The sequence below is a fragment of the Actinomadura citrea genome (genome assembly GCF_013409045.1).
GTDB lineage: Bacteria > Actinomycetota > Actinomycetes > Streptosporangiales > Streptosporangiaceae > Spirillospora > Spirillospora citrea.
In genome coordinates this window covers 7,631,424-7,654,438 of sequence record NZ_JACCBT010000001.1, presented here as the reverse complement: position 1 = coordinate 7,654,438, position 23,015 = coordinate 7,631,424, and the positions used below count along the sequence as shown (strand labels likewise).

At 72.3% G+C, this 23,015-nt stretch carries 26 protein-coding genes; 17 read left to right on the top strand and 9 right to left on the bottom strand.

Annotated features, from left to right (window positions below; genetic code table 11):
• Positions 1-110: 110 nt before the first annotated feature.
• Positions 111-824, bottom strand: a complete 714-nt coding sequence (locus BJ999_RS35040; RefSeq protein WP_179837229.1) for a DUF4230 domain-containing protein — start codon at positions 822-824, stop codon at positions 111-113.
• A 34-nt stretch (positions 825-858) separates the two neighbouring features.
• On the bottom strand, positions 859-1,656 hold the full coding sequence (locus BJ999_RS35035) for a DUF2127 domain-containing protein (RefSeq protein WP_179837228.1): 798 nt from the start codon (positions 1,654-1,656) through the stop codon (positions 859-861).
• A 134-nt stretch (positions 1,657-1,790) separates the two neighbouring features.
• Here BJ999_RS35035 and BJ999_RS35030 point away from each other — a divergent pair, with 134 nt between their 5' ends.
• A complete protein-coding gene (locus BJ999_RS35030; RefSeq protein ID WP_179837227.1) occupies positions 1,791-2,099 on the top strand; it encodes a DUF3817 domain-containing protein in 309 nt (102 codons plus the stop codon).
• 41 nt (positions 2,100-2,140) lie between these two features.
• Here BJ999_RS35030 and BJ999_RS35025 read toward each other — a convergent pair whose 3' ends face one another.
• Together BJ999_RS35025 and BJ999_RS35020 are read right to left on the bottom strand one after the other, a co-directional pair.
• Positions 2,141-3,427 carry a hypothetical protein gene (locus BJ999_RS35025; RefSeq protein WP_179837226.1) on the bottom strand — a complete coding sequence of 429 codons (1,287 nt, stop codon included), beginning with the start codon at positions 3,425-3,427 and terminating at the stop codon, positions 2,141-2,143.
• On the bottom strand, positions 3,420-4,328 hold the full coding sequence (locus BJ999_RS35020) for an ATP-binding cassette domain-containing protein (protein WP_229810011.1): 909 nt from the start codon (positions 4,326-4,328) through the stop codon (positions 3,420-3,422). The genes BJ999_RS35025 and BJ999_RS35020 overlap by 8 nt, the downstream gene beginning before the upstream one ends.
• Positions 4,329-4,767: 439 nt before the next feature.
• Between BJ999_RS35020 and BJ999_RS35015 the strand changes: the two genes are divergently transcribed.
• Complete coding sequence (locus BJ999_RS35015; protein ID WP_179837224.1) at positions 4,768-5,724, top strand: tetratricopeptide repeat protein; 957 nt, start codon at positions 4,768-4,770, stop codon at positions 5,722-5,724.
• A 540-nt stretch (positions 5,725-6,264) separates the two neighbouring features.
• Positions 6,265-7,668 (top strand): NAD-dependent malic enzyme, encoded by a 1,404-nt coding sequence (locus tag BJ999_RS35010; RefSeq protein WP_179837223.1) that lies wholly within the window; start codon positions 6,265-6,267, stop codon positions 7,666-7,668.
• Positions 7,669-7,710: 42 nt separating this feature from the next.
• Here BJ999_RS35010 and BJ999_RS35005 read toward each other — a convergent pair whose 3' ends face one another.
• Positions 7,711-8,388, bottom strand: coding sequence for a hypothetical protein (locus BJ999_RS35005; RefSeq protein WP_179837222.1), 678 nt, complete (start codon positions 8,386-8,388; stop codon positions 7,711-7,713).
• Between the two features lie 161 nt (positions 8,389-8,549).
• Here BJ999_RS35005 and BJ999_RS35000 point away from each other — a divergent pair, with 161 nt between their 5' ends.
• The 4 genes from BJ999_RS35000 (at position 8,550) to BJ999_RS34985 (ending at position 12,468) form a co-directional block, all read left to right on the top strand.
• Positions 8,550-9,125, top strand: coding sequence for a YqgE/AlgH family protein (locus tag BJ999_RS35000; protein WP_179837221.1), 576 nt, complete (start codon positions 8,550-8,552; stop codon positions 9,123-9,125).
• 10 nt (positions 9,126-9,135) lie between these two features.
• A complete protein-coding gene (locus BJ999_RS34995; RefSeq protein WP_179837220.1) occupies positions 9,136-9,399 on the top strand; it encodes a DUF3039 domain-containing protein in 264 nt (87 codons plus the stop codon).
• A 207-nt stretch (positions 9,400-9,606) separates the two neighbouring features.
• A complete protein-coding gene (locus BJ999_RS34990) occupies positions 9,607-10,689 on the top strand; it encodes a zinc metalloprotease (protein ID WP_229809974.1) in 1,083 nt (360 codons plus the stop codon).
• A 36-nt stretch (positions 10,690-10,725) separates the two neighbouring features.
• Entirely contained in the window at positions 10,726-12,468 is a 1,743-nt protein-coding gene (locus BJ999_RS34985; RefSeq protein WP_179839020.1) for a DEAD/DEAH box helicase, read from the top strand.
• A gap of 75 nt (positions 12,469-12,543) precedes the next feature.
• Here BJ999_RS34985 and BJ999_RS34980 read toward each other — a convergent pair whose 3' ends face one another.
• Entirely contained in the window at positions 12,544-13,332 is a 789-nt protein-coding gene (locus BJ999_RS34980; RefSeq protein ID WP_229809973.1) for an FAD-dependent oxidoreductase, read from the bottom strand.
• A 603-nt stretch (positions 13,333-13,935) separates the two neighbouring features.
• On the opposite strand from BJ999_RS34980, the gene BJ999_RS34975 reads away from it, so the two are divergent.
• Entirely contained in the window at positions 13,936-14,544 is a 609-nt protein-coding gene (locus tag BJ999_RS34975; RefSeq protein WP_179837218.1) for a hypothetical protein, read from the top strand.
• A 235-nt stretch (positions 14,545-14,779) separates the two neighbouring features.
• Here the strand turns inward: BJ999_RS34975 and BJ999_RS34970 are convergent, their stop codons facing one another.
• The 3 genes from BJ999_RS34970 to BJ999_RS34960 all read right to left on the bottom strand — a co-directional run bounded on the left by BJ999_RS34970 (position 14,780) and on the right by BJ999_RS34960 (position 17,338).
• Complete coding sequence (locus BJ999_RS34970; protein WP_179837217.1) at positions 14,780-15,325, bottom strand: gluconokinase; 546 nt, start codon at positions 15,323-15,325, stop codon at positions 14,780-14,782.
• A gap of 2 nt (positions 15,326-15,327) precedes the next feature.
• Positions 15,328-15,909, bottom strand: a complete 582-nt coding sequence (locus BJ999_RS34965; protein ID WP_179837216.1) for a nicotinamidase — start codon at positions 15,907-15,909, stop codon at positions 15,328-15,330.
• A gap of 76 nt (positions 15,910-15,985) precedes the next feature.
• On the bottom strand, positions 15,986-17,338 hold the full coding sequence (locus tag BJ999_RS34960) for a nicotinate phosphoribosyltransferase (RefSeq protein WP_179839019.1): 1,353 nt from the start codon (positions 17,336-17,338) through the stop codon (positions 15,986-15,988).
• A gap of 121 nt (positions 17,339-17,459) precedes the next feature.
• Between BJ999_RS34960 and clpS the strand changes: the two genes are divergently transcribed.
• The 9 genes from clpS (at position 17,460) to BJ999_RS34915 (ending at position 22,947) form a co-directional block, all read left to right on the top strand.
• Positions 17,460-17,756 (top strand): ATP-dependent Clp protease adapter ClpS, encoded by a 297-nt coding sequence (clpS, locus tag BJ999_RS34955; RefSeq protein ID WP_179839018.1) that lies wholly within the window; start codon positions 17,460-17,462, stop codon positions 17,754-17,756.
• Positions 17,757-17,760: 4 nt separating this feature from the next.
• Positions 17,761-18,288, top strand: a complete 528-nt coding sequence (locus tag BJ999_RS34950; protein ID WP_179837215.1) for a DUF2017 domain-containing protein — start codon at positions 17,761-17,763, stop codon at positions 18,286-18,288.
• 21 nt (positions 18,289-18,309) lie between these two features.
• Complete coding sequence (locus BJ999_RS34945) at positions 18,310-18,723, top strand: M67 family metallopeptidase (protein WP_179837214.1); 414 nt, start codon at positions 18,310-18,312, stop codon at positions 18,721-18,723.
• Between the two features lie 31 nt (positions 18,724-18,754).
• Complete coding sequence (locus tag BJ999_RS34940; protein WP_179837213.1) at positions 18,755-18,943, top strand: hypothetical protein; 189 nt, start codon at positions 18,755-18,757, stop codon at positions 18,941-18,943.
• Between the two features lie 91 nt (positions 18,944-19,034).
• The gene (locus tag BJ999_RS34935; protein ID WP_179837212.1) at positions 19,035-19,307 is read left to right on the top strand and encodes a MoaD/ThiS family protein; all 273 of its coding nucleotides are present in this window, start codon (positions 19,035-19,037) and stop codon (positions 19,305-19,307) included.
• A gap of 21 nt (positions 19,308-19,328) precedes the next feature.
• Positions 19,329-20,276: a PLP-dependent cysteine synthase family protein gene (locus BJ999_RS34930; RefSeq protein WP_179837211.1), complete on the top strand. Its 948-nt coding sequence runs from the start codon at positions 19,329-19,331 to the stop codon at positions 20,274-20,276.
• 109 nt (positions 20,277-20,385) lie between these two features.
• On the top strand, positions 20,386-21,216 hold the full coding sequence (locus BJ999_RS34925) for a thioesterase family protein (RefSeq protein ID WP_179837210.1): 831 nt from the start codon (positions 20,386-20,388) through the stop codon (positions 21,214-21,216).
• 113 nt (positions 21,217-21,329) lie between these two features.
• Positions 21,330-22,169, top strand: coding sequence for a glutamate racemase (gene murI / locus BJ999_RS34920; RefSeq protein ID WP_179837209.1), 840 nt, complete (start codon positions 21,330-21,332; stop codon positions 22,167-22,169).
• Positions 22,170-22,197: 28 nt separating this feature from the next.
• On the top strand, positions 22,198-22,947 hold the full coding sequence (locus BJ999_RS34915) for an MBL fold metallo-hydrolase (protein ID WP_179837208.1): 750 nt from the start codon (positions 22,198-22,200) through the stop codon (positions 22,945-22,947).
• Positions 22,948-23,015 lie beyond the last annotated feature (68 nt).

The window sequence follows — 23,015 nt, the reverse complement described above, 5'->3', positions numbered from 1 at the left end:
CTTGCGGCTCGCTGCGCGATCGGATTCTCGCAGGCTCGAATCCGCCTTCGGACGCGATCGCGAGTGGTGGGTCGTTGCTTGGGTGCGGGGGTGGCTGAGGGTGGTGCGGGTTATTGGGGGGCCGGGGTGATGGTCACCGTTTTGAAGCCGAGGGCCTTGAGCATGTTCTCCAGCATCGACTTCGTGTTGGCGTCGGCGCGTTGCTTCAGGCCGCTCTGGCCGGCGGCCGTCTGGATCTTCTGGGACGCCAGGACGTAGAGCTGCTGCTGGTTGTTCGGGTTGCTGCTGAAGAAGTCGCCGAAGCGGTCGAAGACGCCGCGCTGGGTCGCGTAGACGTAGCTGTTCTTCGTGTCGAGGTTCGTCTTCTCCAGCTGGGCGGGCGGGAGTGAGATCGTCGCCGCCGTCCGGTCCGCGTTGACCTTGAGGGCGCCCGAACCGAGCCGGGAGAGGTCCACGTAGGCGTCGACCGAGCCGTTGCCGACGAACAGGGTCCGCTTGCCGCGCAGCGAGGACGGCAGGAACTTGGCGTCCTTCTCCAGGTCCACGACGACCTGGAAGTTGCCGCTCGCCGCCTCGTAGCGGTGCAGGTCGCGGATCGACTTCAGCAGGACGGGGCCGCTGCGGTCCTTCGTCTCCTCCGCGAACGGGTTCAGCCAGTGGGGGAGGCCGTGCAGCACCTGCTGGGCGACCAGGACGAGCGCGACGGTGGCGACGATGATCGCGACCGGGGTGAGCAGGCCGCGCCGCGGGGGGCGGGACCGGCGGGGGGACGACTTGACGGATGCGTCGTTCTTCGCGTCGTTCTTCGTTTCCGAGCGAGCCATGTATCCGACATTCCCGGCAGCGGCGTTCGCTACCTCATCCGGCGGGTTCGGGCTCGGGCGGAGTCGGGTGCCGCAGGTCCGACTCGTGGGTCGCCTGCTCCACCTCGATCAGCGACTCGCTGCGAAGATGCGCCTCGTGGGCGGCCCGGCCGCCCCGCACGCCGAATAGCCGTTTGGTGACGACGATGTAGACGATGAGACCGATGTTGAGCACCAGCGCGCCGATGCGGAGCGCGGTGACCTTCTCCACCAGCTCGTAGACCTCGATCGGCAGCCCGAAGCACGTCGCGACGACCGCGAAGTACTCGCCCCAGCGCTGCAGCAGCCAGAGCCCGACCGCCTCGATCAGCTCGATCGCGCCGTAGACGATGAGGCCGACGGCCAGCCAGCGCAGCGTCCGCGCGTCCAGGTCGAACACGTGCCGGACGGACGTGACGACCTTGGAGTGGTCGAGGTCCCAGCCGACCTGCTCGGCGATGGGGCGCAGCAGCGGGATCTCCTTCTCGAAGATCCGCTCGATCGATCCGCGGCTGTCCGCGAAGCGCCACACCCCGTACGCGGCGACCAGCACGATCAGGCCGCGGATGCCGCGCTCCACGGCGAAGAACCGCATGATGAAGGCGTCGCGCAGCTCCCGGCCGCGCTTGACCAGCGGCGCCCGGTCGGCCGGGCCGGTTCCGTGCGGCTCGCCGTGCACGTAGGTCCCGCAGCGCAGGCATCGCCACGCCGCGCCGATGGGGGACGAGACGACGAGCCGCTCGCGCAGCGTCTCCTCGTCCGGCGCGTAGGTGATGTGTCCCTTGCGCGCGCAGGTCAGCAGGCTCCAGTCCACGCGGACACACTAGAGGTCCGCCGGGGTCCGGATACGTCACGGTTTGCACACGGTCGTGTGAGCGCCGTGTGAGCAACGCCATAGAGGGCGCGGAAACCGCGGGCCGATGCCGCGCCGTTGAGCGGGGCGTGGACATGATTCGTGCTTTCCGGTTCGTCTCCGTCGCCGAGGCGTTCTCGTTCCTCCTCCTGCTGCTGGTCGCGATGCCGCTGAAGTACGGGGCGGACGCGCCGATCGGCGTGCAGGTGATGGGCCCGGTGCACGGCGTCCTGTTCATGGCCTACGTCGGCCTGGTCTTCCTCGTCCGCGAGCAGCTCGGCTGGGACCTCGGGCGCACGGTCCTCGCGCTCGGCGCCGCCGTCCTGCCCGTCGCGCCGTTCTTCGTGGAGCGCCACTGGACGCGGCCCGCCGCCGAGCCGGAACCGGCCGGGCGGGGCGCCTGACCTCCTGCGTGACCGCGGCCGGCCGGGGGGTCCTGCCGCGGTCACGCAGGCCGGGTGTCCAGGACGTCGTCGAGGCGGCCCTCCGCGTTGCGGGGGACGTGGAAGTCCTGCGGGCGGAGCGTGCAGGCGCGGTACTCGGCGAAGTGGAGCCGCAGCCAGTCGCGCCGCCGCTGCTCGGTCCAGGACGCGAACCGGTGCCCCGCGCGCGTGTCGGCCATGGCGGGGGGCTCGTCGCCGAGAAGCCACGCGTCGACCACCGCGCGGTACCCGTCGCCGGACGCGCAGGACCGTGCGTCCTTGAGCGCCTCGCTGATCTGCCGGACGGCCCGGGACGCGTATCCCGGGGCCAGGTCCTCGTCGAGGTGGACGGCGGCGACGCCGTCCACCACCGTGACGGGCGTCCAGGCGGGACGCTGCTCGACCATCGTGAAGGCGCCGGGCGTGCCGTTCAGCCGCGCGGCGAGCGGGGTGGCCACCGCCATCAGCGGGGGCAGCGCGTCCCGCAGGGCGGGGTGCACGCAGACGGTGAGAGGCCATCTCCGGCACACCGGCTCCGCCTGGGCGGGCGCGACCGTCCCGCCGGAGCCGTGCAGGCCGAGGGTGGCGGAGACGGTCGCGGCCAGCGCCACCGCCAGGGGCAGGACGAGCAGGAAGCGCCGCGTCGCCCACATCACGTAGCCGAGGATCAGCGCGGTGGTCAGCCCGGCGGCCCAGAGGACCTGGACGGCGAACACCTCCGGACGCAGGGTGGTGAACAGCTGGATGCGAGGGAACGCTGCCGGGGGCAGCAGGCTCCACCAGGACATGCCGGGGACGCGCAGAGCGGCCCACAGGGACGTCGCGGCGAGCACCAGGGCCGCGGTGGCGCGGTGGGGTGCGACGCGTCCCGTCAGGTAGCCCATGACGACGTGCAGGACGAGCGCGACCGCGCCCGAGACCACGCCGAGCGGATGCGGCTGCCCGGCGTGCGCGTGCAGGAGGGTGACGGTGACGACCACCGCCGTGACCACGACGTAGGAGACCAGCGCGGCGGACGACAGCAGCAACAGGTCGAACAGCACGCCGGTCGCGGGAGAGCGGGCGGTGAGGTCGCGCAGGTAGTCGAGCGGGCGTTCCCGGACGGCCGTCCACGCGGCCAGCCCCGCGGCCGCCGGGCCCAGGAGCCGGACGGCGTTGACCAGCGCCACGACGGTGTTGTCCCAGTACGCGACCGCCGGGCTCAGCGACAGGCACGCCGCCGTCGTGCCGAGCACGGTGAGGACCGGCACCGCGACGAGCAGTGCCGTGCGGCGGGCGTCCAACCGGAGCACCCGCCCGAGGTCAGACACCGGTGGGGCTCTCGGCGGGCGACCGCCGCGCCCGCGCCTTCGCAAGCTGTGGCAGGGGCAGGTGCGGCAGGGCCAGCGGCGGCAGGGCGAGCTGCGGCAGGGACACCTGCGGCAGCGTGCGCCGGGCCGGGCGGCGCCCGGTCATCGCGTCGACGGTCTGCGGATGGAGAGCACTCCGCGGGGCGGCGGCGCCGCGCCGGTCGGCGGGGGAGCGGCCCCGGCGGGCGGCGGCCGAGTGCGTGGGCTGCTCGGAGAGCCGGCCGCGGGCGAGGGTGAAGAGGCGGTCGCACCAGCCGGTGAGCGTCCCGGCGGCGTCGGCGGTGACGACCACGGTGGGCGCCAGCGTGCGCAGCACGGGGACCAGCTCGGCCATGGCCGCGGTGAGCGAGTGCCGTCCGGGGCCCGCGGCGCCCGTGGGCCAGGGCTCGGCGGCGGCGCACAGCTCGCCGAAGGGGTCGTCGAGCAGCACCAGGCCGGGCTCGTGGACGCAGGCGGCGGCCAGCCCGGCGCGCAGCCGGACGTCCGGCGGCAGCAGCGCCAGCTCCGTCCCGGCGGCCTCGGTGAGGTCGAAGCGACGGATCATGCTCTGCGCGGCGGACGCGCTCGTCCGCTTGTAGTACGCGGCGTAGGCGACGAACTCGCCGGCCGTCATGCCCTCCGCGCGCGAGAAGCGGGCCGGCAGGTAACCGATCCCGGCACGGGCGGCCCGCTGCCCGGCGGCGTTCGTGATGTCGTGCCCCAGAATGTGCAGCGCGCCGGTGTTCGGTCTGCGCAAGGTCGCGAACGTGGCCAGCAGAGTGGATTTACCGGCACCCGGTGGACCGGCCAAGCCGACCACGCCTTCGGGCACGCCGAAGGTCACCGGGCGCAGGAGCCACCGCCCCCCGCGGCGGACACCCATTCCTCGGGCCACGATCACGGAATGCTCCGCGATCACAAGTTTCCCCCCGTTGTTCGTCATGCTGTCGCGGCGGCCGGACGGTGCGCCTGCCGCGCCGGTGGCCTCGGGTCCCCCAACCCGCCACGCGGCACGCCCGCAGGCCGGGCCGCCCCCCGGCGGCTCCGGCCCGGTCGCTTTTGCCGGGCCGCAATGCATCGACATCGTGACTATAACCGGGCTTGGTGATGGCTGTCAGCAATCTAATCGCCTTTACGGCGAGACGACGGAAGTCTTTGCCCCGGGGCGCGGCGGGAAAGAGAATAAAAAAGCCGGACAATTCTCTGGATATGCCGTCCATATGGACCCCCTGCGGACGCGCCGGGCGTCCGGCGCGGGCGCGGCGCTCCGCTGGGAGCGTACGGACGTACGGCAGGGCGCGGTCATGGGGCAGGATGGTCCCATGCCTTCTCGGGACTTTTCGTTGCACGGGGCCATCGACCTGGGAGCGCGCCAGGCCGCGGCAAGGAAGCAGCAGGAACGCCGGGCCCAGGGCGGCGGTGCGCCGGCTCCGGCCGCGGCCGCGCCCGGCGGCCCCTACGTCTTGGACGTCACTGACGAGACCTTCAACACCGAGGTCGTGGAACGGTCGCAGTCCGTTCCCGTCCTGGTGGACTTCTGGGCCGAGTGGTGCGGCCCGTGCAAGCAGCTCGGCCCCATCCTGGAGAAGCTCGCCACCGAGGCGGCCGGCAAGTGGATCCTGGCCAAGGTCGACATCGACGCGAACCCGCAGCTCGGCGCCTACATGCAGCAGATGGGCGTGCGCGGCATCCCGTTCGTGGCCGCGGTCGTCGCCGGGCAGCTGCTGCCGTTCCTGAACGGCGCCGCGCCGGAGCCGCAGGTCCGCCAGGCCATCGACCAGCTCTTCGACGCGCTGCGCAAGGAGGGCATCCTGCCGGACGCCCCCGAGGGCGAGCAGCCGGCCCCCGGCGCGGAGGCCCCCGCAGCCGACCCGGTGTACGGCGAGGCCGAGGACGCCCTGCAGCGCGGCGACCTGGACAGCGCCAAGGTCGCGTTCGAGCGGATCCTCGCCGCGGACCCGAGGGACGGCCAGGCCAGGCAGGGCCTCGCCCTGGTCGAGCTGAGCCTGCGCGTGCGCTCGCTGGACGCCGAGCGCGTCCTCCAGGAGGCGGCCGAGAAGCCCGGCGACGTCCAGGCGCAGATCAACGCGTCCGACGTGGAGATGGTGTCCGGGCGCATCGACGAGGCCTTCGACCGGCTGGTGGGCGCGGTGCGGCGCGGCGCGGGCGACGACCGCGACGCGGCGCGCAAGCACCTGCTGTCGCTGTTCGAGCTCCTGCCCCCGGACGACCCGCGCATCGGCAAGGCCCGCCGCGGCCTGCAGTCCGCCCTGTTCTGACCAGGCCGCCGGTCCGGCCCGGGCCGCTGTGCGACCCGGGCCCGTCTTCTGGCGCGCGGGCCGTTCTGGCTCGTGTCGTCGCGGTGGTCACCGTGTTCCGGGTGCGTGCCGGAGATGATCGCGGCCGCGTGGCGCGGGCGGACGGCGTCCCGGCGGCCCGTGCCGGCACACGGGCGACGGCCGAAGGGTGGCGAGCTGGGGCGAGCGGGACACCTGACCGCGCTGGTGAGCGTATGCTCGTTGACTGATGACCGCGCCCGTGCGGCCGTGTGGAGCACTTCCACGGGTGAAGTACTCCACGGGGCCGATCCGGCCGGTCCGCGGCTCCGCCGCCTCGTGATCGACACCGCCCGTGCCCGGCACCGGCTCGTGATCGACACCACGGGGGCGCCCGTGCCCGCGACCGTCGAGCCGATCGTCGTCGCGGCCCGGGCTCTGCGAGCCGCGGGACGGGACCGGGCGGCGGCTCCGGACGCACCGTCCCCTGGTGAGCGGCGCGCTCGGATGTGGACAAACCCGTATAAATAGGGAGCAGCTGTCGTGGCGAGCGTGCCAAGCGTGTCGTACTCCATCACCGTCCGGCTGGAGGTCCCGGCCGGCGGCAGGGCCGTCAGCCAGATCACCCATGTGGTCGAGAACGCGGGCGGCATCGTCACGGCCCTCGACGTCAACACCGCCGGTCACGAGACCCTGCGCATCGACGTCACGATCGCCACCCGCGACACCCAGCACGCCGAGGCGATCGCGGGCGCGCTGGAGCGGATCGACTCCGTCAAGATCCACAAGGTCAGCGACCGGACGTTCCTGATGCACCTCGGCGGCAAGATCGAGATGCAGTCGAAGGTGCCGCTGCGCAACCGCGACGAGCTGTCGATGGCCTACACGCCCGGCGTCGCCCGCGTCTCCCTGGCCATCGCCCGCAACCCCGAGGACGTCCGCCGGCTGACGATCAAACGCAACAGCGTCGCCGTGGTGACCGACGGCTCGGCGGTGCTCGGCCTCGGCAACATCGGCCCGGAGGCCGCGCTGCCGGTCATGGAGGGCAAGGCGGCGCTGTTCAAGCGGTTCGCCGGGATCGACGCGTGGCCGATCTGCCTGGACACCCAGGACACCGACGAGATCGTCCGGACGGTGCAGATCCTCGCGCCCGCCTTCGGCGGCATCAACCTGGAGGACATCTCCGCGCCGCGCTGCTTCGAGGTCGAGGCCCGGCTGCGCGAGCTGCTGGACATCCCCGTCTTCCACGACGACCAGCACGGCACCGCGATCTGCGTGCTCGCCGCGCTGACCAACGCGCTGGGCGTCGTCGGCAAGGACATCGGCACCGTGCGCATCACCATGGCGGGCGCGGGCGCGGCCGGCAGCGCCATCCTGAAACTGCTGATGTACGCGGGGGCCCGCAACCTCGTCGTCTGCGACTACGCCGGCGCCGTGCACAAGGGCCGCGACGACCTGGACGACTCGCTGCGCTGGATCGCCGAGCACACCAACGAGGGCGGCTACTCCGGCGACCTGCGCGGTGCGGTGAAGGACGCCGACGTGTTCATCGGCGTGTCCGCCCCCGGCATCCTGAACGGCGACGACATCGCCACGATGAGCCCCGACGCGATCGTGTTCGCGCTCGCCAACCCCGAGCCGGAGGTCTCGCCGGACGAGGCGCGCGAGCACGCCGCCGTGGTCGCCACCGGGCGCAGCGACTACCCGAACCAGATCAACAACGTGCTGGCGTTCCCCGGGGTGTTCCGCGGCCTGCTGGACGCCCAGGCCGACGGCGTCACCCTCGACATGCTCGCGGCCGCGGCCAAGGCCCTCGCCGAGGTCGTCACCCCGGACGAGCTCGGCCCGAACTACATCGTGCCGAGCGTCTTCCACCCGGACGTCAGCACCCGCGTGGCCGGCGCCGTCCGCGAGGCCGCGGGCGGCCGTCCCCGCACCGAGGCGTAGGCGCCCGGAAGGCGGGCCCGCGGCGCGGGCCCGCCGCTCCGCTCAGTCGGACTTCCTGCCCGCGAACATCTGCTCGCGGCGGCGCGGCCAGGTGCCGCCCCACCAGAAGATGATCGCGCCGGTCAGGATGACGGCGACGCCGGTCGCGGCCCGCGCCCACAGCACGGTGTCGGGGCCGGTGTGCGGCAGCTTGCCGGGCGGCGTCTCGCGCGGCGCGGCGCCGCCGGCCTTCTTGCAGTTCGCCTTGGCGGCGGCGCTCCCGATCTGACGGTTCGCCCACCGGACGGTGATGCGGGTGCCGCGGTCCTCGCGCAGCTTCACCGCGACCGTCCGGGTGGCGCCCGGGCCGATCTTGCCGGGGACGGCGGCGGTGTCGTCGTTCTTCTCGACGGAGAAGTCCTCGGTCTGCGTTCCGGTGTTGCGGACCCTGACGTTCACGGTGCGGTCCGGGCAGGACACCGATCCGATGGTGGCCGTCACCGGCCGCGCCGGAGCCCCCGTCGGCGTGCGGGTCGGGGTGCGCGTCGGGGTGCGCGTCGGGGTCCGGGTGGGCTTGCCCGAGGCGGACGGCGAACCGCCGGACGGGCTCGGGCTCGCCGACGTGGACGCGGCACCGGAGGTCGGCGACGCGGAGCCGTCCGACCTGAACAGGGCCGGGATCGCGATCAGCGCCCCGATCACGACGAACACGGCGGCGATGACGACCCTGGGCAACTGCATCGCTGGTCCTCCCGGCCCGCACCAAGCGGGTGGCCGATGATCCTAGATCATTCTTAACCCAGGACCTTGTGGTGCCGATATCCCCATCGATAGGAATGCGTAACAGGCTAACGAGCGAGGAGGCGTGCCGCCGGAGGTCCGGGCAACGCATCATGGGACCCATGGAAGACGGGATCAGGGTCGGGCTCCTGCTGGTGGCCACTCCACAGCTGGAGGATCCGAACTTTCGGCGCAGCGTCGTCCTGCTGGTCGAGCACGACGGCGACGGGGGAACCCTCGGGGTTGTCCTCAACCGGCCGACCGAGATTCCGGTGGACCGCGTGCTGCCGCCGTGGGCGGAGCTGGTGACCGGACCGGCCGTGGTGTTCCAGGGCGGGCCGGTCGCGCTGGAGAACGCGCTCGCCCTGGCCCGGCTCCCCGGCGAGGACGAGCCGCTCGGATGGCGCGCCCTGGACGGCGGCCATGAGGTCGCCCGGGTCGGCCTGGTCGACCTGGAGGCCCCGCCCGGCCTGCTCGCGGCGGAGCTGCTGCAACTGCGCGTGTTCGCCGGATACGCGGGCTGGTCACCCGGGCAGCTGCGCACCGAGGTCGAGGAGGGCTCGTGGTACCTGGTGCCCGCCGAGGCGGGGGACGTGTTCGCCGGCGACCCGGACCGGCTGTGGCAGGACGTGCTCCGCAGGCAGGGCGGCGACCTGGCCTTCGTCGCCACTTTCCCCGAGGACCCGACGCTGAACTAAGGTGAACGGTGTGAGTACGAAGATCCTTCCCGACGGCGACACCCAGACCGATGTCAAGCCGGACCTCTCCCACGGTGACGGCGACCACGAGCGGTTCGCCCACTACGTGAAGAAGGCCAAGATCACCGAGAGCGCGGTGACCGGTACGCCGGTGATCGCGCTGTGCGGCAAGGTCTGGGTGCCGAACCGGGATCCGAAGAAGTACCCCGTCTGCCCGGAGTGCAAGGAGATCTACGAGTCCATGCAGTCGGGCGGGGGCAAGGGCGAGGAGTGACCGGCCGCTGAACGGCGGCCGACGGCGCGGCGCCGGGTAGGCGTGCGCGCGAGAGGTCCTGCGGTCATGTGCCGCGGGACCTCGGCCTTTCTTATCGCGGGATGCCCCGAAAGGGACGTCCCTGAACAATCGGGGGATTGAATGCGGCGCTTGGCCGGGGTTTCACTGTGCGCACTGACGGTCACGGTGTGTGCTGTTCCAGGTTCGGTGAGTGAGGGGGAGTGGGAACGGACGAAGGTCGCTCCCGCCGCCGGCGGCGACGACTGCGTCCGCCCGGGCACGACGGGCACGACGGGCACAACGGGCGGGACGGCCGCCGTCGGCGGGACCGCCCTCCGCGGGAGGGGCGCCTCGGGCGGGGTGGCGAGATCGGCCCAGGCGCGCGACCGGGCCGACCTCGGCCACGAGCAGGCCACCGCCATGCTCGCCGACCTCCGCCGCACGCTCCTCGACCGGTTCGGGACGACCGACGAGGCCCTCCTCGACTCGCGCCTGCTCGGCGAGACGCTCCCGGGCTCGGCCCGCCGCGGGTCGGAACGGCGCGCGACGGGGAGCCTCGTCGTGCCGGTGCGGTTCCACGTCGTCCACAGCGGGGGTTCCGGGCGGCTGTCCACGGCGGCGGTCCGGCGCCAGATCGCCACGCTGAACGCGGCCTACGGCGGACGCCTCGGCGGCTCCGACACCCATGTGAGGTTCCGGCTCGACTCCCTGGACCGCACCGACAACTCGGCCTGGTTCCACAACCCGCAGCGCAACGAGGGCCCGATCAAGCGGCGCCTGCGCAAGGGCGGGCGCGGCACGCTCAACCTCTACACGGCGGCCGTCGGCTCTGACGTGCTGGGCTTCTCCACCTTCCCGCAGTGGTACCGGCGCGACCCGCGCCTGGACGGCGTCATCGTCGACTTCCGCAGCCTGCCGTACGGGTCGTACGCGCCGTTCAACCACGGGTTCACGGCCGTCCACGAGATCGGGCACTGGCTCGGTCTGATGCACACGTTCGAGGGCGGGTGCGTGTCGCCGGGCGACGGGGTGGCCGACACTCCGTACGAGCAGGAGCCGGCGCAGGGCTGCCCGCAGGGCCGCGACACGTGCCCGCAGCGCGGCCGCGATCCGATCCACAATTTCATGGACTACGCGCACGACGCCTGCATGCGGGGCTTCACCACAGGTCAGGGCCGCCGGATCCGTGCCGTGTGGGCGGCGTACCGGTCCCGAAAGCCCGGCCGCCACCGTGTGGATCTCGGCACAGGTGCGCCGGGCGCGGCACGATCTGTCGGTGCGGCTCGGTAGCCTTCAATGACCGTGAGCACCTTCGCCGCATCGAGCATGCCCCCCGCCTTCCCCGAGCGGGCCGCCTGGGGGACCGCGTCCTCCCTGCGCGCCTGGCAGCAGCAGGCGCTGGAGGCGTACTTCGGCGCGGACGGAACGGCGCCCGGCCCGCGCGACTTCCTCACCGTCGCGACGCCGGGCGCCGGCAAGACGACGTTCGCGCTCCGGCTCGCCCGCGAGCTGATGGAGCGCCGCGTCGTCTCGTCGCTCACGATCGTGTGCCCCACCGAGCACCTCAAGCGGCAGTGGGCCGAGTCGGCGGCCCGCGTCGGCATCAGGATCGACCCCGAGTACCAGAACGGGCAGGGCCCCGTCGGCAAGGACTTCCACGGCGTCGCCGTCACGTACGCGACCGTCGCCGCGCGCCCGGCACTGCACCGCAACCGCACCGAGGCGCGCAAGTCGCTGGTCATCTTCGACGAGGTGCACCACGCGGGCGACGGTCTGTCGTGGGGCGACGCCGTCCGGGAGGCGTTCGAGCCGGCGACGCGGCGGGTCGCCCTCTCCGGCACGCCCTTCCGCACCGACATCAACCCGATCCCGTTCGTCCAGTACGAGGAGGGGCCGGACGGCGTCCGGCGCAGCCGGGCCGACTACACCTACGGCTACGGCCCCGCCCTCGCCGACGGCGTCGTCCGACCGGTGATCTTCCTGGCGTACGCGGGCGAGATGCGCTGGCGCACCCGCGCGGGCGACGAGATCACCGCGACCCTCGGCGAGCCGCTCACCCAGGACCAGACGTCCCAGGCGTGGCGGGCCGCGCTCGACCCCAAGGGCAACTGGATCACACAGGTGCTGGCCGCGGCCGACCGCCGCCTCACCGAGCTGCGCCGCGTCATCCCGGACGCGGGCGGCCTGGTCATCGCCACCGATCACGAGGCCGCCCGCGCCTACGCCAAGATGCTGCGCGCGGTGACCGGGCAGGGCGCCACGATCGTGCTGTCGGACGACCCGACCGCGTCCAAGAAGATCAAGGCGTTCGGCGAGACCGACGACCGCTGGATGGTCGCGGTCCGCATGGTGTCCGAGGGCGTCGACATCCCGCGGCTGTGCGTCGGCGTGTACGCCACCTCCACCAGCACGCCGCTGTTCTTCGCGCAGGCCATCGGGCGCTTCGTCCGCGCCCGCAAGCGCGGCGAGACCGCGTCGGTGTTCCTGCCGTCGGTGCCGACGCTGATGGGCCACGCCTCCGAGATGGAGGAGGAGCGCGACCACGTCCTCGACCGGCCCGTCCGCGAGGACGGCCTCGACGACGATCTGCTCGCCGAGGCCAACCGCGAGCAGGACTCGCCCGACGTCGGCGAGGAGCTGCCGTTCGAGACGGTGGAGGCGTCCGCGACGTTCGACCGCGTGCTCTACGACGGCGGCGAGTTCGGCATGAACGCCGAGCCGGGGTCGGCCGAGGAGGAGGAGTTCCTCGGCATCCCCGGCCTGCTGGAGCCCGACCAGGTGTCGGCGCTGCTGCGCAAGCGGCAGGCCGAGCAGATCGCCAACGAGCGCAGGCGCAAGACCGGCGACCCCCGCGCCGACCGCACCGCCGCCGAGGACATCGCGGCCCTGCGCCGCGAGCTGAACGGCCTCGTCAACTCCTGGAACCACCGGACCGGCCAGCCGCAGGGAGTCATCCACAACGAGCTGCGGCGCGCCTGCGGCGGCCCGCCCGTCCCCCAGGCGAGCGCCGAGGAGATCCGCGAGCGCATAGCCAAGATCCGCGAATGGGCCACCAAACGCCGCCGCTGACGCGTCACCGCCGCGGCCGAGTCTGCCGCGGAGTCGGCGGGACCGCGGGCGCCCAGGCGATCCTGGAGGACGTCGTCAAGGACGCCCGCCACGCGCTGGGGGCCGTCGCACGGGTGGCTGGACCTGGTCGAAGAGGGCGAGGGCTTCGGCGGGGTCCGGGCTCACAAGGCGTTCCAGACCGGCCGTCGTGATCTTCGCCCACCTGCCGGCCCGTGCCCACATCTGTTCCTCGAAGACGCGGATGCCCTTGTCCATATCTCCGGGGCCGGCGGCGATGGACTCGGCGAGCTCGGCGCCTTCCAGCATCGCGAGGTTCGCGCCCGCCCCCAAGGGGGGCATCAGATGGGCGGCGTCGCCCAGTAGCGTCACCCCCGGGACATGGCTCCAGGTGTGGGACACGGGCAGGACGTAGAGGGGGCGGTGGACGAAAGCGCTGCCGTGGCGGAGCAGATCGAGGACGGGAGCGGCCCAGCCGTCGAACAGGGCCAGCAGGCTCGACCGCACGGCCTCGACGTCGGCCGGGTCCAGGTTCGTGTGCCAGTCCAGCGGCGCGCGGAATTGGGCGTACACCTTGACGTGGCCGCCGCTGTTGCGCTGGGCGACGAGACCTCGGTTCACGCCGTACACCGCCACGGAACCGTCGCCGACCAGCCGGGCGAGGTCGGGGTGGCGGGTGTCGACGTCGTCCAGGGAGGTCTCGACCAAGGTGACGCCGGTGTACTGCGGCGTCACCGGCGAGACCGCCGGGCGGACCCGGGACCAGGCGCCGTCCGCGCCGACCACGAGGTCGAACGCCTCCTGGCGCCCGTCCGCGAAATGGACCAGTACGCCATCCCGGTCCCCGGCACCACCTTCGTCACCCACCGGTTCGAGACGTGCCATAGTCCGGCGGTTCGATCAGAAGTGAACGAGGGCCTGGCTCCGCCAGGGGAGGTGGTCGTCGTCGGTGAGAGGGTGGCCCGCGCGCGCAACAGCGCCTCTCACGCGCAGGTGCTGGACGCCCACGCCAAGGGCGTCGGCCTGGAGGAGTACCGGCACGTGCGTGCTCAGAGGCCGAGCCCTCGAATCAGGGCGCGAAATGAAGGCCGGCCAGGCCTCGTAGATGATGTGAAAAGGCGTGGATTTCCATACTGTGACCGCCTTGTCAGGCTGGTCTGGTTGCCCCTGCAAAGGGGGCGCGCGGGGCGGCGGGCAGCCCGGAAGTTGTGAATGCCGCTGCTGATGGCGCCCGGCCTGAGGACGCTGGCGCCGATGCCGTCCGCCGTCGCGGATGCTGTCAGGTGCCGTCTGCGACGGCTCCCCGCCCGGTGCTGTCGGGGAGGGGGCGGGGAACTCAGGCCAAAGATTTGCAGGCAGAGCGGCATCGCCTGATTGCGAAGCGATTCAGCATGCGGACGGTGATATGAAGCACCCGCGCATCAGCGCGAGTGCAACGCAACCCAGACACCACTACTCAAGGAGTACGACATGCGTCGTCTTCTCAAGCAGCGCCTTCTGACCGTGCAACCCGGCCTCAGCCCGATTCTCCATGGTGGATTCGGCGCGATGACCATCGTCGCCGAAGACCGCCCGGACGTTCAGGTCGTCCTGAGCGGCCTCGGACTCCGCAGGATCCCCGAGTGGGTCATCCTGGATCCCACCACCAACGGATACTGCTTCGTCCGTTGTGATCGCCTGTGGGAATGGGGCGCGCTCGTCAGGGCGGTCACCGTCCGCGTTCCGCGCGATTTCGCCTACCTCATCCAGGCGTACACGCGAGGTCGCATCACCACCACCGGCCCGATCGGGCGCGTCCAACTGACCGCCTTCGGGCGCATCAGGGTCGAGGAGATCCCCACGAACTCCACGGCCGTTCTGTCCACCAAGGGCTGGTGGAGCTCGATCAAGGTCGGCAAGACCAGCGGTGAACTCTCCGCGTACACCAACGGCGGGTCCGTACAGGTCGAGGCGGCCGCCCCCAGTTCCCTCACCATCTCCCCCAAGGGAGGGAACGTCGACGTTCACGGCGACTGGGACGACCGAGCCCTGTGGATCTTGGGCGAGTGCTGGCGCGAGACCCTTCGCGAGAGCACCTGACCAGCCACGGGCAACGGCCGCCGGCCGTCACCCTTCACCAAGGCTTCGGCGCCGGCCAAAGCCCCGCACATCGAGAGGCCCGGCACCAGCCGGGTCTCTCTTCGTTCCGATCTGGGACGCGTGGCCATGGTGGAGTAGGTGTGATCGCCGAACCGGGCGTGCGGGCCGCCACGGCCCGGTCTCGTTGCACGGCACCCGGAAGTGACGTCAGGCGATCATCGTCATCGGCATGAGGTCAGGGGGAGGTGGGAGTCAGGGCCAGGGACTTGAGGATGTGGGTGACGGTTTCCTCGGGGGTGCCCGTGACGGGGGCGGTGATGATGTTCTCGTCCGGGCCCGGGGGTTCGAGGTCGGCGAACTGGGAGTCGAGGAGCTCGGCCTTGAAGAAGTGGCCCTTGCGGGAGCGCATGCGGGCGGCGATCGTGTCGCGGTCGCCGTCCAGCAGGACCAGGCGGACGCCCGCGTGGCCGCCGGCCAGCAGGTCGCGGTAGCGGCGTTTGAGGGCGGAGCAGGTGACGACGCCGGGGCGGCCGGTGGCGAGGCGGTCGGCGATCCACGCGGCGATGGCGCGCAGCCAGGGGAGCCGGTCAGCGTCGGTGAGGGGGTGGCCCGCGCGCATCTTGGCGACGTTGGCCTCGGAGTGGAACGCGTCGGCCTCGGCGTACTCCCAGCCGAGGCGTTCGGCGAGGAGCGTGCCGATCGTGGTCTTGCCGCTGCCGGACACGCCGGCGACCAGGATGACCATGGGCTCGGCCGTGTCCGGGGGGTTGTCCGGGGGCATGGTCAGGCGGTCACCACCGGGGCGCCGGACAGGACGATGCCCTCCTGCCCGAGCTCGTCCAGCGCCCGGTCGACGGTGGCCTTGCCGACCCCGGCCGTGAGGTCCAGCAGGACGGTGGTGCGCAGGCCCGCGCGGACGGCGTCCACCGCCGTGGCGCGGACGCAGTGGTCGGTGGCGATGCCGACGACGTCGACGGAGTCCACGCCGCGGGCGGCGAGCCAGTCGGCGAGCGGGGTCTCGTCGTCGGAGAACCCCTCGAAGCCGCTGTAGGCGGCGGTCTCGCGGCCCTTGCTGAACACGGCCTCGATGGGGGCGAGGGCGAGGTTGGGGTGGAAGTCGGCGCCGGGGGTGCCGATCACGCAGTGCGGCGGCCAGGTGTCGGCGAAGTCCGGTTCGGCGGAGAAATGGCCGCCCGGGTCGAGATGGAAGTCGCGGGTCGCCACGATGTGCGCGTACTCGGACCGGTGGGCGGCCATGTACTCGGAGATCGCGGTCGCCACCGCGGCGCCGCCGCCGACGGCGAGCGAACCGCCCTCGCAGAAATCGTTCTGCACGTCCACGATGATCAGAGCCTTCGTGCCCATGACCGCTCCCTCTACCGGTTGCCCCACCGGACCTCCACCGACCGTACCCCAGCCTTGTTCCCCCACGCGGGACGGCTCAACGGCGTGGCCCGCCGTCGACGAACTCGGTCGGGACGGCGGGCTCCCCCTTGGAGAGCCGGCGCGCCGTCGGGGGCAGTTCGGCGACCGAGCGCGTGTGCCGTTCCCTGGCGACGCTGAGCGGCTCGCGTCCGACGACCTCGCCGTCCCGCACCAGCTCCACCTGGAGGACGCGGTCGTGGGGGCCGGACGTCGGCTCCGTGGTGAACACGGTCTCGGCGTGGGCGACGCCGTGCCCGTCGACGCGGCGGACGGCGGTCTTGCGCCCGCCGCGGCTCGGCTTGCCCGTCGAGCGCTTGGCCACCGGGCGCATGGGCGCGTCCTCCCGCGGGCCGTCCGCCCGGGCGACGAGCTTGTAGACGAGCGAGGCCGTGGGGGCGCCGGAACCGGTCACCAGGGACGTCCCCACGCCGTACCCGTCCACGGGCGCCGCGCCGAGCGCCGCGATGCCGTACTCGTCCAGGTCGCCGGTCACCACGATGCGCGTGCCGTGCGCGCCGAGGGAGTCGAGCTGCTCGCGGACGCGCCGCGCCATCACGCCGAGGTCGCCGCTGTCGATCCGGACGGCGCCGAGGTTCGGTCCCGCCAGCTCCACCGCCGTCCGGACGGCCCGCTCGACCTCGTAGGTGTCGACCAGCAGTGTGGTGGCCTCGCCCAGGGCCGCGAGCTGCGCCTCGAACGCGTGCCGCTCGCTGTCGTGCAGGAGGGTGAAGGAGTGCGCGCTCGTCCCGGCGGTCGGGACGCCGTACAGCCGGCCCGCCTCCAGGTTGGACGTGGTGGTGAACCCGGCGATGTAGGCGGCGCGGGCGGCGGCCACGGCGGCGCGCTCGTGGGTGCGCCGCGACCCCATCTCGATGATCGGGCGCTCCTGCGCGGCCTGCGCCATCCGGGACGCGGCGGACGCGATCGCGCAGTCGTGGTTGAGGATCGACAGGGCGATGGTCTCCAGCAGGACCGCCTCCCCGAACGTCCCCTCGACCGTCAGGATCGGCGATTCGGGGAAGTAGCACTCGCCCTCGGGGTAGCCCCAGACGTTCCCGGTGAAGCGGTACTTCTCAAGCCAGCGCACCGTGGGCTCGTCCACGATGCCGTTCTCGCTGAGGAACTCCAGTTCGGCGTCGCCGAAACGGAAGGCCTCGATGGCGTCCAGGAGCCGCCCGGTGCCGGCGACGACCCCGTACCGGCGCCCGGCGGGGAGGCTCCGCGCGAACACCTCGAAGACCGCGCGGCGGCCCTCCGTCCCGCTGCGCAGGGCGGCCTGCAACATGGTCAGCTCGTACTGGTCGGTCAGCAGGGCCGTGCCGTCACCAAGGTCCACAAGTGGAACTTTAGGGCCGACTGCGGGCACCATGGTGACGCGGGCCGTCACACGCGCCGGGGGTGCGGCGCATAGCATCGGATGCGGTGGGCGGCCGCGTCCTCCAGGGTGAGACTGCGCGCGAGAGAAGGGGGAGACCCGGCCAATGAGCGCCATGAGCACGGCGCCCGCACCGGTGGAGCTGGAGCGGCCGGAGGGGGCGGAGGACGTGAGCGCCGACCGGCCCTGGCTGGCGATCGTCTGGAACGACCCGATCAACCTGATGTCGTACGTCACGTACGTGTTCCAGGCCGTCTTCGCCTACCCCAAGGCCAAGGCCGAGAAGCTGATGCTCGACGTGCACCACAAGGGCCGCGCCGTGGTGGCCAACGGCACCCGCGAGGAGATGGAGCGGGACGTCGAGATCCTGCACTCCTACGGCCTGTGGGCGACCGTGAAGAAGGACGACTGAGCCGATGAGCCATGTGAGGAAGAAGCGCGAGGGCTTCCGGGTGCGGTTGGAGCCGGAGGAGACCGCGCTGCTGCGCGCCCTCATGGAGCAGCTGCTCGCCCTCCTCGGCGAGGGGCCGGGCGAGGACGGTGAGCTGGCGTCCCTCGGCATCGCCGAGAACGCCACGAAGTCGGACGACCCGGTCCTGGCGCGGCTGTTCCCGGACGCCTACCGCGACGACGGCGAGGCCGCCGGGGAGTTCCGCCGCTACACGGAGATGGGCCTGCGCGACGGCAAGCGCGAGGCGGCCCAGGCGGTCCTCGGGGCGCTGGGCGAGCACGGCACCGACGCCGTCCTCGACGAGAAGCAGGTGCAGGAGTGGCTGCGGGCGCTGAACGACGTCCGGCTGGCGCTCGGCACCCGGCTGGACATCACCGAGGACTGGTACGAGGAGGTGGGCGGCATGGACCCGCGCGACCCGCGCGCCCCCATGTTCGCCGCCTACGACTGGCTGACGATGCTGCAGGACGGTCTCGTCCGCGCCCTGCAATAGGCGCCGCCTAAGCTTGCGGCCATGCTGACGATTGAACGGGCCCTGGTCGACCAGATCATCGCGCACGCGCGCGCGGACCACCCCGACGAGGCCTGCGGCATCATCGCCGGCCCGGTCGGCTCGGACCGGCCCGTCCGGTTCGTCGCGATGGTCAACGCGGAGCGCTCCCCGACCTTCTACCGGTTCGACTCCCAGGAGCAGCTGAAGGTGTGGCGGGAGATGGACGACCGGGACGAGGAGCCGGTGGTGATCTACCACTCCCACACCGCGACCGAGGCCTACCCCTCCCGCACCGACATCTCCTACGCGTCCGAGCCGAACGCGCACTATGTCCTCGTCTCGACCCGCGAGGAGGGCGAGACCGAGTTCCGTTCGTTCCGGATCGTGGACGGTGAGGTCACCGAGGAGGAGGTCGCCGTCGTCGACGGGTCCTGACGGCGTCGCCGGAGAGGACGGGCTGAGGACGATGCGCGGCGCGGGAGGTCCGGAGGCGGCCGGGATCGGCGGCCCCGCGGCCGGTAAACTGGTCGACATGTGGACGAGCGGGCATGGGACGGGCGGCGCCGGGCGCCGTGCCGGGGCCCCAGCGGTGCCGCCCGTGCAGAGCTTCCTGTTCGGGCACTCGCGCGCCGAGGTCGTCTACGACTGTCGCTGACGCGCTGATCACGCCTGGAATCATCCCGCCGCCCGCCCGGTTCCACACGAGGGGCGGGCAGTCCCGTACGACGTTTAAGGAGATCATCGCGATGGCGATCGAGGTCCGGATCCCGACGATCCTGCGCAACCTCACCGACGGCGCCAAGGCCGTCGAGGGCAAGGGCGGCACGCTCGACGAACTGTTCGCCGACCTGGACGCCCGGCATGCCGGCCTGCGCGACCGGCTCGTGGACGACAAGGGCCTGCGCAAGTTCGTCAACGTCTACCTGAACGACGAGGACGTGCGCTTCCTCGGCGGGCTGGAGACGGAGGTCGCCGACGGCGACAGCGTCACGATCCTGCCGGCCGTCGCCGGCGGCTGAGCCGGCCGGGACGAGCGCCACATGCGATTCGACTCACTGCTGGACTCGCTCGGCGGCACCCCGCTGGTCGGGCTGCCGCGGCTGTCGCCGAGCGAGGACGTGCGGCTCTGGGCCAAGCTGGAGGACCGCAACCCCACCGGCTCGGTGAAGGACCGCCCCGCCTTCCACATGATCGAGAAGGCGGAGAAGGAGGGGCTGCTGACGCCCGGCTGCACGATCCTGGAGCCGACGTCCGGCAACACCGGCATCTCGCTGGCCATGGTCGCCAAGCTGCGCGGCTACTCGATGGTGTGCGTGATGCCGGAGAACACCTCCGCCGAGCGCCGCCAGCTCCTGGAGATGTGGGGCGCGCGGATCATCTCCTCCCCGGCGGCGGGCGGCTCGAACGAGGCCGTGCGGGTGGCCAAGGGCCTGGCCCGGGAGAACCCCGAGTGGGTGATGCTGTACCAGTACGGCAACGAGGCCAACGCGCTCGCGCACTACGAGACGACCGGCCCGGAGATCCTCGCCGACCTGCCGTCGGTGACGCACTTCGTCGCCGGGCTCGGCACGACGGGCACCCTGATGGGCGTCGGCAGGTTCCTGCGCGAGCGGGTGCCGGACGTCAGGATCGTCGCAGCGGAGCCGCGGTACGGGGAGCTGGTGTACGGGCTGCGCAACATCGACGAGGGCTTCATCCCCGAGCTGTACGACGACTCCGTCCTGACGACCCGGTTCTCGGTGGGGTCGCTGGACGCGCTGCGCCGCACCCGCGAGCTGCTGGAGCAGGAGGGCATCTTCGCCGGCATCTCGACCGGCGGGGCGCTGCACGCGGCGATGGGGATGGCGAAGAAGGCGGTGAAGGCCGGGGAGCGCGCCGACATCGTGTTCGTCGTCGCCGACGGCGGCTGGAAGTACCTGTCGACCGGCGCGTACGGCGGCACCCTGGAGGAGGCCGAGGCCCGGCTCGAAGGCCAGCTCTGGGCCTGACCGGCGGGGTCGCCCGTGAGGGCGGGCAGGGTAGAGTGCGTACTCGAACGTGATTCTAGAACCGTCTCGGCGGGGCATCCGCCGGGACGGTCGAGCCGGGAGAGTGCGGATGAGCGGGTTCGGAGACTCCACGGCGGTGAAGCCGGCCGGTGAGGGCCGGTACGAGGCCGTCCTGGACGAGGGCTACGGCATCGCCCAGGCGCTGAACGGCGGCTACCTGATGGCCGTCCTCGCCCGCGCCGCCGTGGACGCCTCTCCGCACGAGCACCCGGTCTCGACCGCGGCGAACTTCCACCGCGTCGCCAAGGCGGGCCCCGCCGAGCTGGTCGTCGACTCCCGCAAGGTGGGGCGGACGGCCGCCTCGTCCCTCGTCACCCTCGTCCAGGACGGCCGTCCCGTCGTGGACGCCCTGATCACCACCGGCACCCTCGACCCGTCCGCCGAGCCCGACTTCGCCACCGAGGCGCCCGCCACGCTGCCGCCGCTGGAGGAGTGCACGGGGTTCCGGCCGCCCGCCGCCACCGGCGGCGGCTTCGCCGACCAGGTCGACATGCGCTTCGACCCGACGACCATGGGCTGGCTGGACGGGCGGCCGAGCGGGCGCCCGGACATCCGCGCCTGGTTCCGGCACGGCTGCGGCCAGGAGCCCGACGGCTACTCCCTGGCCCTCGCCGTGGACGCGCTGCCGCCCGTGGCGCTCAACCTCGGCGCGCAGGGCTGGGCCCCGACCGTCGAGCTGACCTGGCACATGCGGGCCGTTCCCGCGCCCGGCTGGCTCGCCGTGCACGGCACCGGGCGGCTCCTCTCCGGCGGCTGGTTCGACGAGGAGGTCGAGGTGTGGGACAGCGCCGGCCGCCTCGTCGCGCAGAGCCGGCAGATCGCCCGCGTCCCCCTCGCCCGCTCCCAGCCGGCGCGACGCACCGGCGTTTCGGAGCGATGAACGACCGGACCCTGTGTCAACGGCGTGAGCTGGACGGTTTTCCGGTGCGTGACGGTGTGATGTCCAACGCATGACGCACCCGGGCGGGGCGCTGTCGCCTAGCCTTGTGCACCATGTCAGATCCAGCCCGGGGGGACGGCCTCCCAGACGCGCCCATCGGGATCTTCGACAGCGGTTTCGGGGGCCTCACGGTGGCCCGCGCCATCCTCGACCAGCTGCCGAACGAGCCGATCGTCTACCTCGGAGACTCGGGCCGCCAGCCGTACGGTCCGCGCCCGATCGCGCAGGTCCGCGCGTTCGCCCTGGAGATGCTGGACGAGCTGGTCGACGAGGGCGTGAAGATGCTGGTGATCGCCTGCAACAGCGCCAGCTCGGCGATGCTGCGCGACGCACGCGAACGCTACGACGTCCCGGTCGTGGAGGTCATCAACCCCGCGACCCGGCGCGCGGCGCGCGCCACCTCCAACGGGCGGGTCGGCCTGATCGCCACCGAGGCCACCGTGAACAGCCGCGCCTACGAGGACGCGTTCGCCGCCGCGCCGCACATCGAGCTGGTCAGCGTCGCCTGCCCGCGCTTCGTCGACTTCGTCGAGGCGGGCGTGACGATGGGCGAGGACCTGCTCGACGCCGCCCGCGGCTACCTGCGCCCGATCGTGGACGCGGACTGCGACACCCTGATCCTCGGATGCACGCACTACCCCCTTTTGACGGGCGTCATCTCGTATGTGGTCGGAGACGGGGTCACACTGGTCTCAAGCGCCGACGAGACCGCCAAGGACGTGTACCGAGTGCTGCACGATCGGGGACTGGCCCGCGCCGAGGCGACGCCCCGGCCGGGGCACCGGTTCCGCGCCACCGGTGACCCCGCCGTGTTCGCCGAGCTCGGCCGCCGCTTCCTCGGGCCGGAGATCGGTCCGGTGGAGAGCACGTTGAGCAAGGCTTTGACGACCTGAATCCTCGGGACCCAGAGGAGGAGTGAGCGTGCGGGTCACTGTGATCGGCTGTTCCGGCAGCTTCCCAGGGCCGGACAGCCCGGCGTCCAGCTACCTGGTCGAGGCGGACGGCTTCTCCATGCTCCTCGACATCGGCAACGGCGCGGTCGGAAGCCTCCAGCGCTTCCACGGCCTGCTGGACATCGACGCCATCTGCATCTCGCACCTGCATCCCGACCACTGCCTCGACCTCACCGTCTACTGGATCGCGCGGACGTACTGTCCGGACGGCCCGGCGCCGCGCATCCCGGTGTACGGGCCCCGCGACACCGCGGACCACATGATCAAGGCGTACGAGCTGGAGCCGAACCCGGAGATGACCGCCACCTTCGACTTCCGTCCGCTGGAGCCGGGGCCGACGCGCATCGGCCCCTTCACGGTGACCACCGCGCTGATGAACCACCCGGTGGAGGCCTACGGCCTGCGGATCGAGCACGGCGGCAGCGCCCTGACCTACTCCGGCGACACCGGCCACAGCGACGACCTGGTGCGGCTGGCCCGCGGCTCCGACCTGTTCCTGTGCGAGGCGGGGTTCGCCGACCGGCCGGACCTGCCGCCGGACATGCACCTGACGGGACGGGAGGCGGGCGAGCACGCCGAGCGGGCCGGCGTCGGCCGGCTGGTCCTGACGCACCTGCTGCCGTGGAACGACCCGTCCGAGACGCTCTCCGAGGCGAAGGCCAGCGGCTTCCGCGGCCCGGTCGAACTGGCCGAGGTCGGCGCCGTCTACGACTTCTGAGTGGTGCCGTCGCGGTGACCGGCGCCACCCCGCGGTAGGCCGCGTCCGGCGAGGGCCCGCCCGCTAGG

What these genes read in the sequence shown, in the direction of transcription:
- BJ999_RS35040 (WP_179837229.1), bottom strand. Translation starts at nt 824, where the DNA reads ATGGCTCGCTCGGAAACGAAGAACGACGCGAAGAACGACGCATCCGTC.
- BJ999_RS35030 (WP_179837227.1), top strand. Translation starts at nt 1,791, where the DNA reads ATGATTCGTGCTTTCCGGTTCGTCTCCGTCGCCGAGGCGTTCTCGTTC.
- BJ999_RS35020 (WP_229810011.1), bottom strand. Translation starts at nt 4,328, where the DNA reads ATGGGTGTCCGCCGCGGGGGGCGGTGGCTCCTGCGCCCGGTGACCTTC.
- BJ999_RS35015 (WP_179837224.1), top strand. Translation starts at nt 4,768, where the DNA reads ATGCCTTCTCGGGACTTTTCGTTGCACGGGGCCATCGACCTGGGAGCG.
- BJ999_RS35005 (WP_179837222.1), bottom strand. Translation starts at nt 8,388, where the DNA reads ATGCAGTTGCCCAGGGTCGTCATCGCCGCCGTGTTCGTCGTGATCGGG.
- BJ999_RS35000 (WP_179837221.1), top strand. Translation starts at nt 8,550, where the DNA reads ATGGAAGACGGGATCAGGGTCGGGCTCCTGCTGGTGGCCACTCCACAG.
- BJ999_RS34985 (WP_179839020.1), top strand. Translation starts at nt 10,726, where the DNA reads ATGCCCCCCGCCTTCCCCGAGCGGGCCGCCTGGGGGACCGCGTCCTCC.
- BJ999_RS34975 (WP_179837218.1), top strand. Translation starts at nt 13,936, where the DNA reads ATGCGTCGTCTTCTCAAGCAGCGCCTTCTGACCGTGCAACCCGGCCTC.
- BJ999_RS34970 (WP_179837217.1), bottom strand. Translation starts at nt 15,325, where the DNA reads ATGCCCCCGGACAACCCCCCGGACACGGCCGAGCCCATGGTCATCCTG.
- BJ999_RS34965 (WP_179837216.1), bottom strand. Translation starts at nt 15,909, where the DNA reads ATGGGCACGAAGGCTCTGATCATCGTGGACGTGCAGAACGATTTCTGC.
- BJ999_RS34960 (WP_179839019.1), bottom strand. Translation starts at nt 17,338, where the DNA reads ATGGTGCCCGCAGTCGGCCCTAAAGTTCCACTTGTGGACCTTGGTGAC.
- clpS (WP_179839018.1), top strand. Translation starts at nt 17,460, where the DNA reads ATGAGCACGGCGCCCGCACCGGTGGAGCTGGAGCGGCCGGAGGGGGCG.
- BJ999_RS34950 (WP_179837215.1), top strand. Translation starts at nt 17,761, where the DNA reads ATGAGCCATGTGAGGAAGAAGCGCGAGGGCTTCCGGGTGCGGTTGGAG.
- BJ999_RS34945 (WP_179837214.1), top strand. Translation starts at nt 18,310, where the DNA reads ATGCTGACGATTGAACGGGCCCTGGTCGACCAGATCATCGCGCACGCG.
- BJ999_RS34940 (WP_179837213.1), top strand. Translation starts at nt 18,755, where the DNA reads ATGCGCGGCGCGGGAGGTCCGGAGGCGGCCGGGATCGGCGGCCCCGCG.
- BJ999_RS34935 (WP_179837212.1), top strand. Translation starts at nt 19,035, where the DNA reads ATGGCGATCGAGGTCCGGATCCCGACGATCCTGCGCAACCTCACCGAC.
- BJ999_RS34930 (WP_179837211.1), top strand. Translation starts at nt 19,329, where the DNA reads ATGCGATTCGACTCACTGCTGGACTCGCTCGGCGGCACCCCGCTGGTC.
- BJ999_RS34925 (WP_179837210.1), top strand. Translation starts at nt 20,386, where the DNA reads ATGAGCGGGTTCGGAGACTCCACGGCGGTGAAGCCGGCCGGTGAGGGC.
- murI (WP_179837209.1), top strand. Translation starts at nt 21,330, where the DNA reads ATGTCAGATCCAGCCCGGGGGGACGGCCTCCCAGACGCGCCCATCGGG.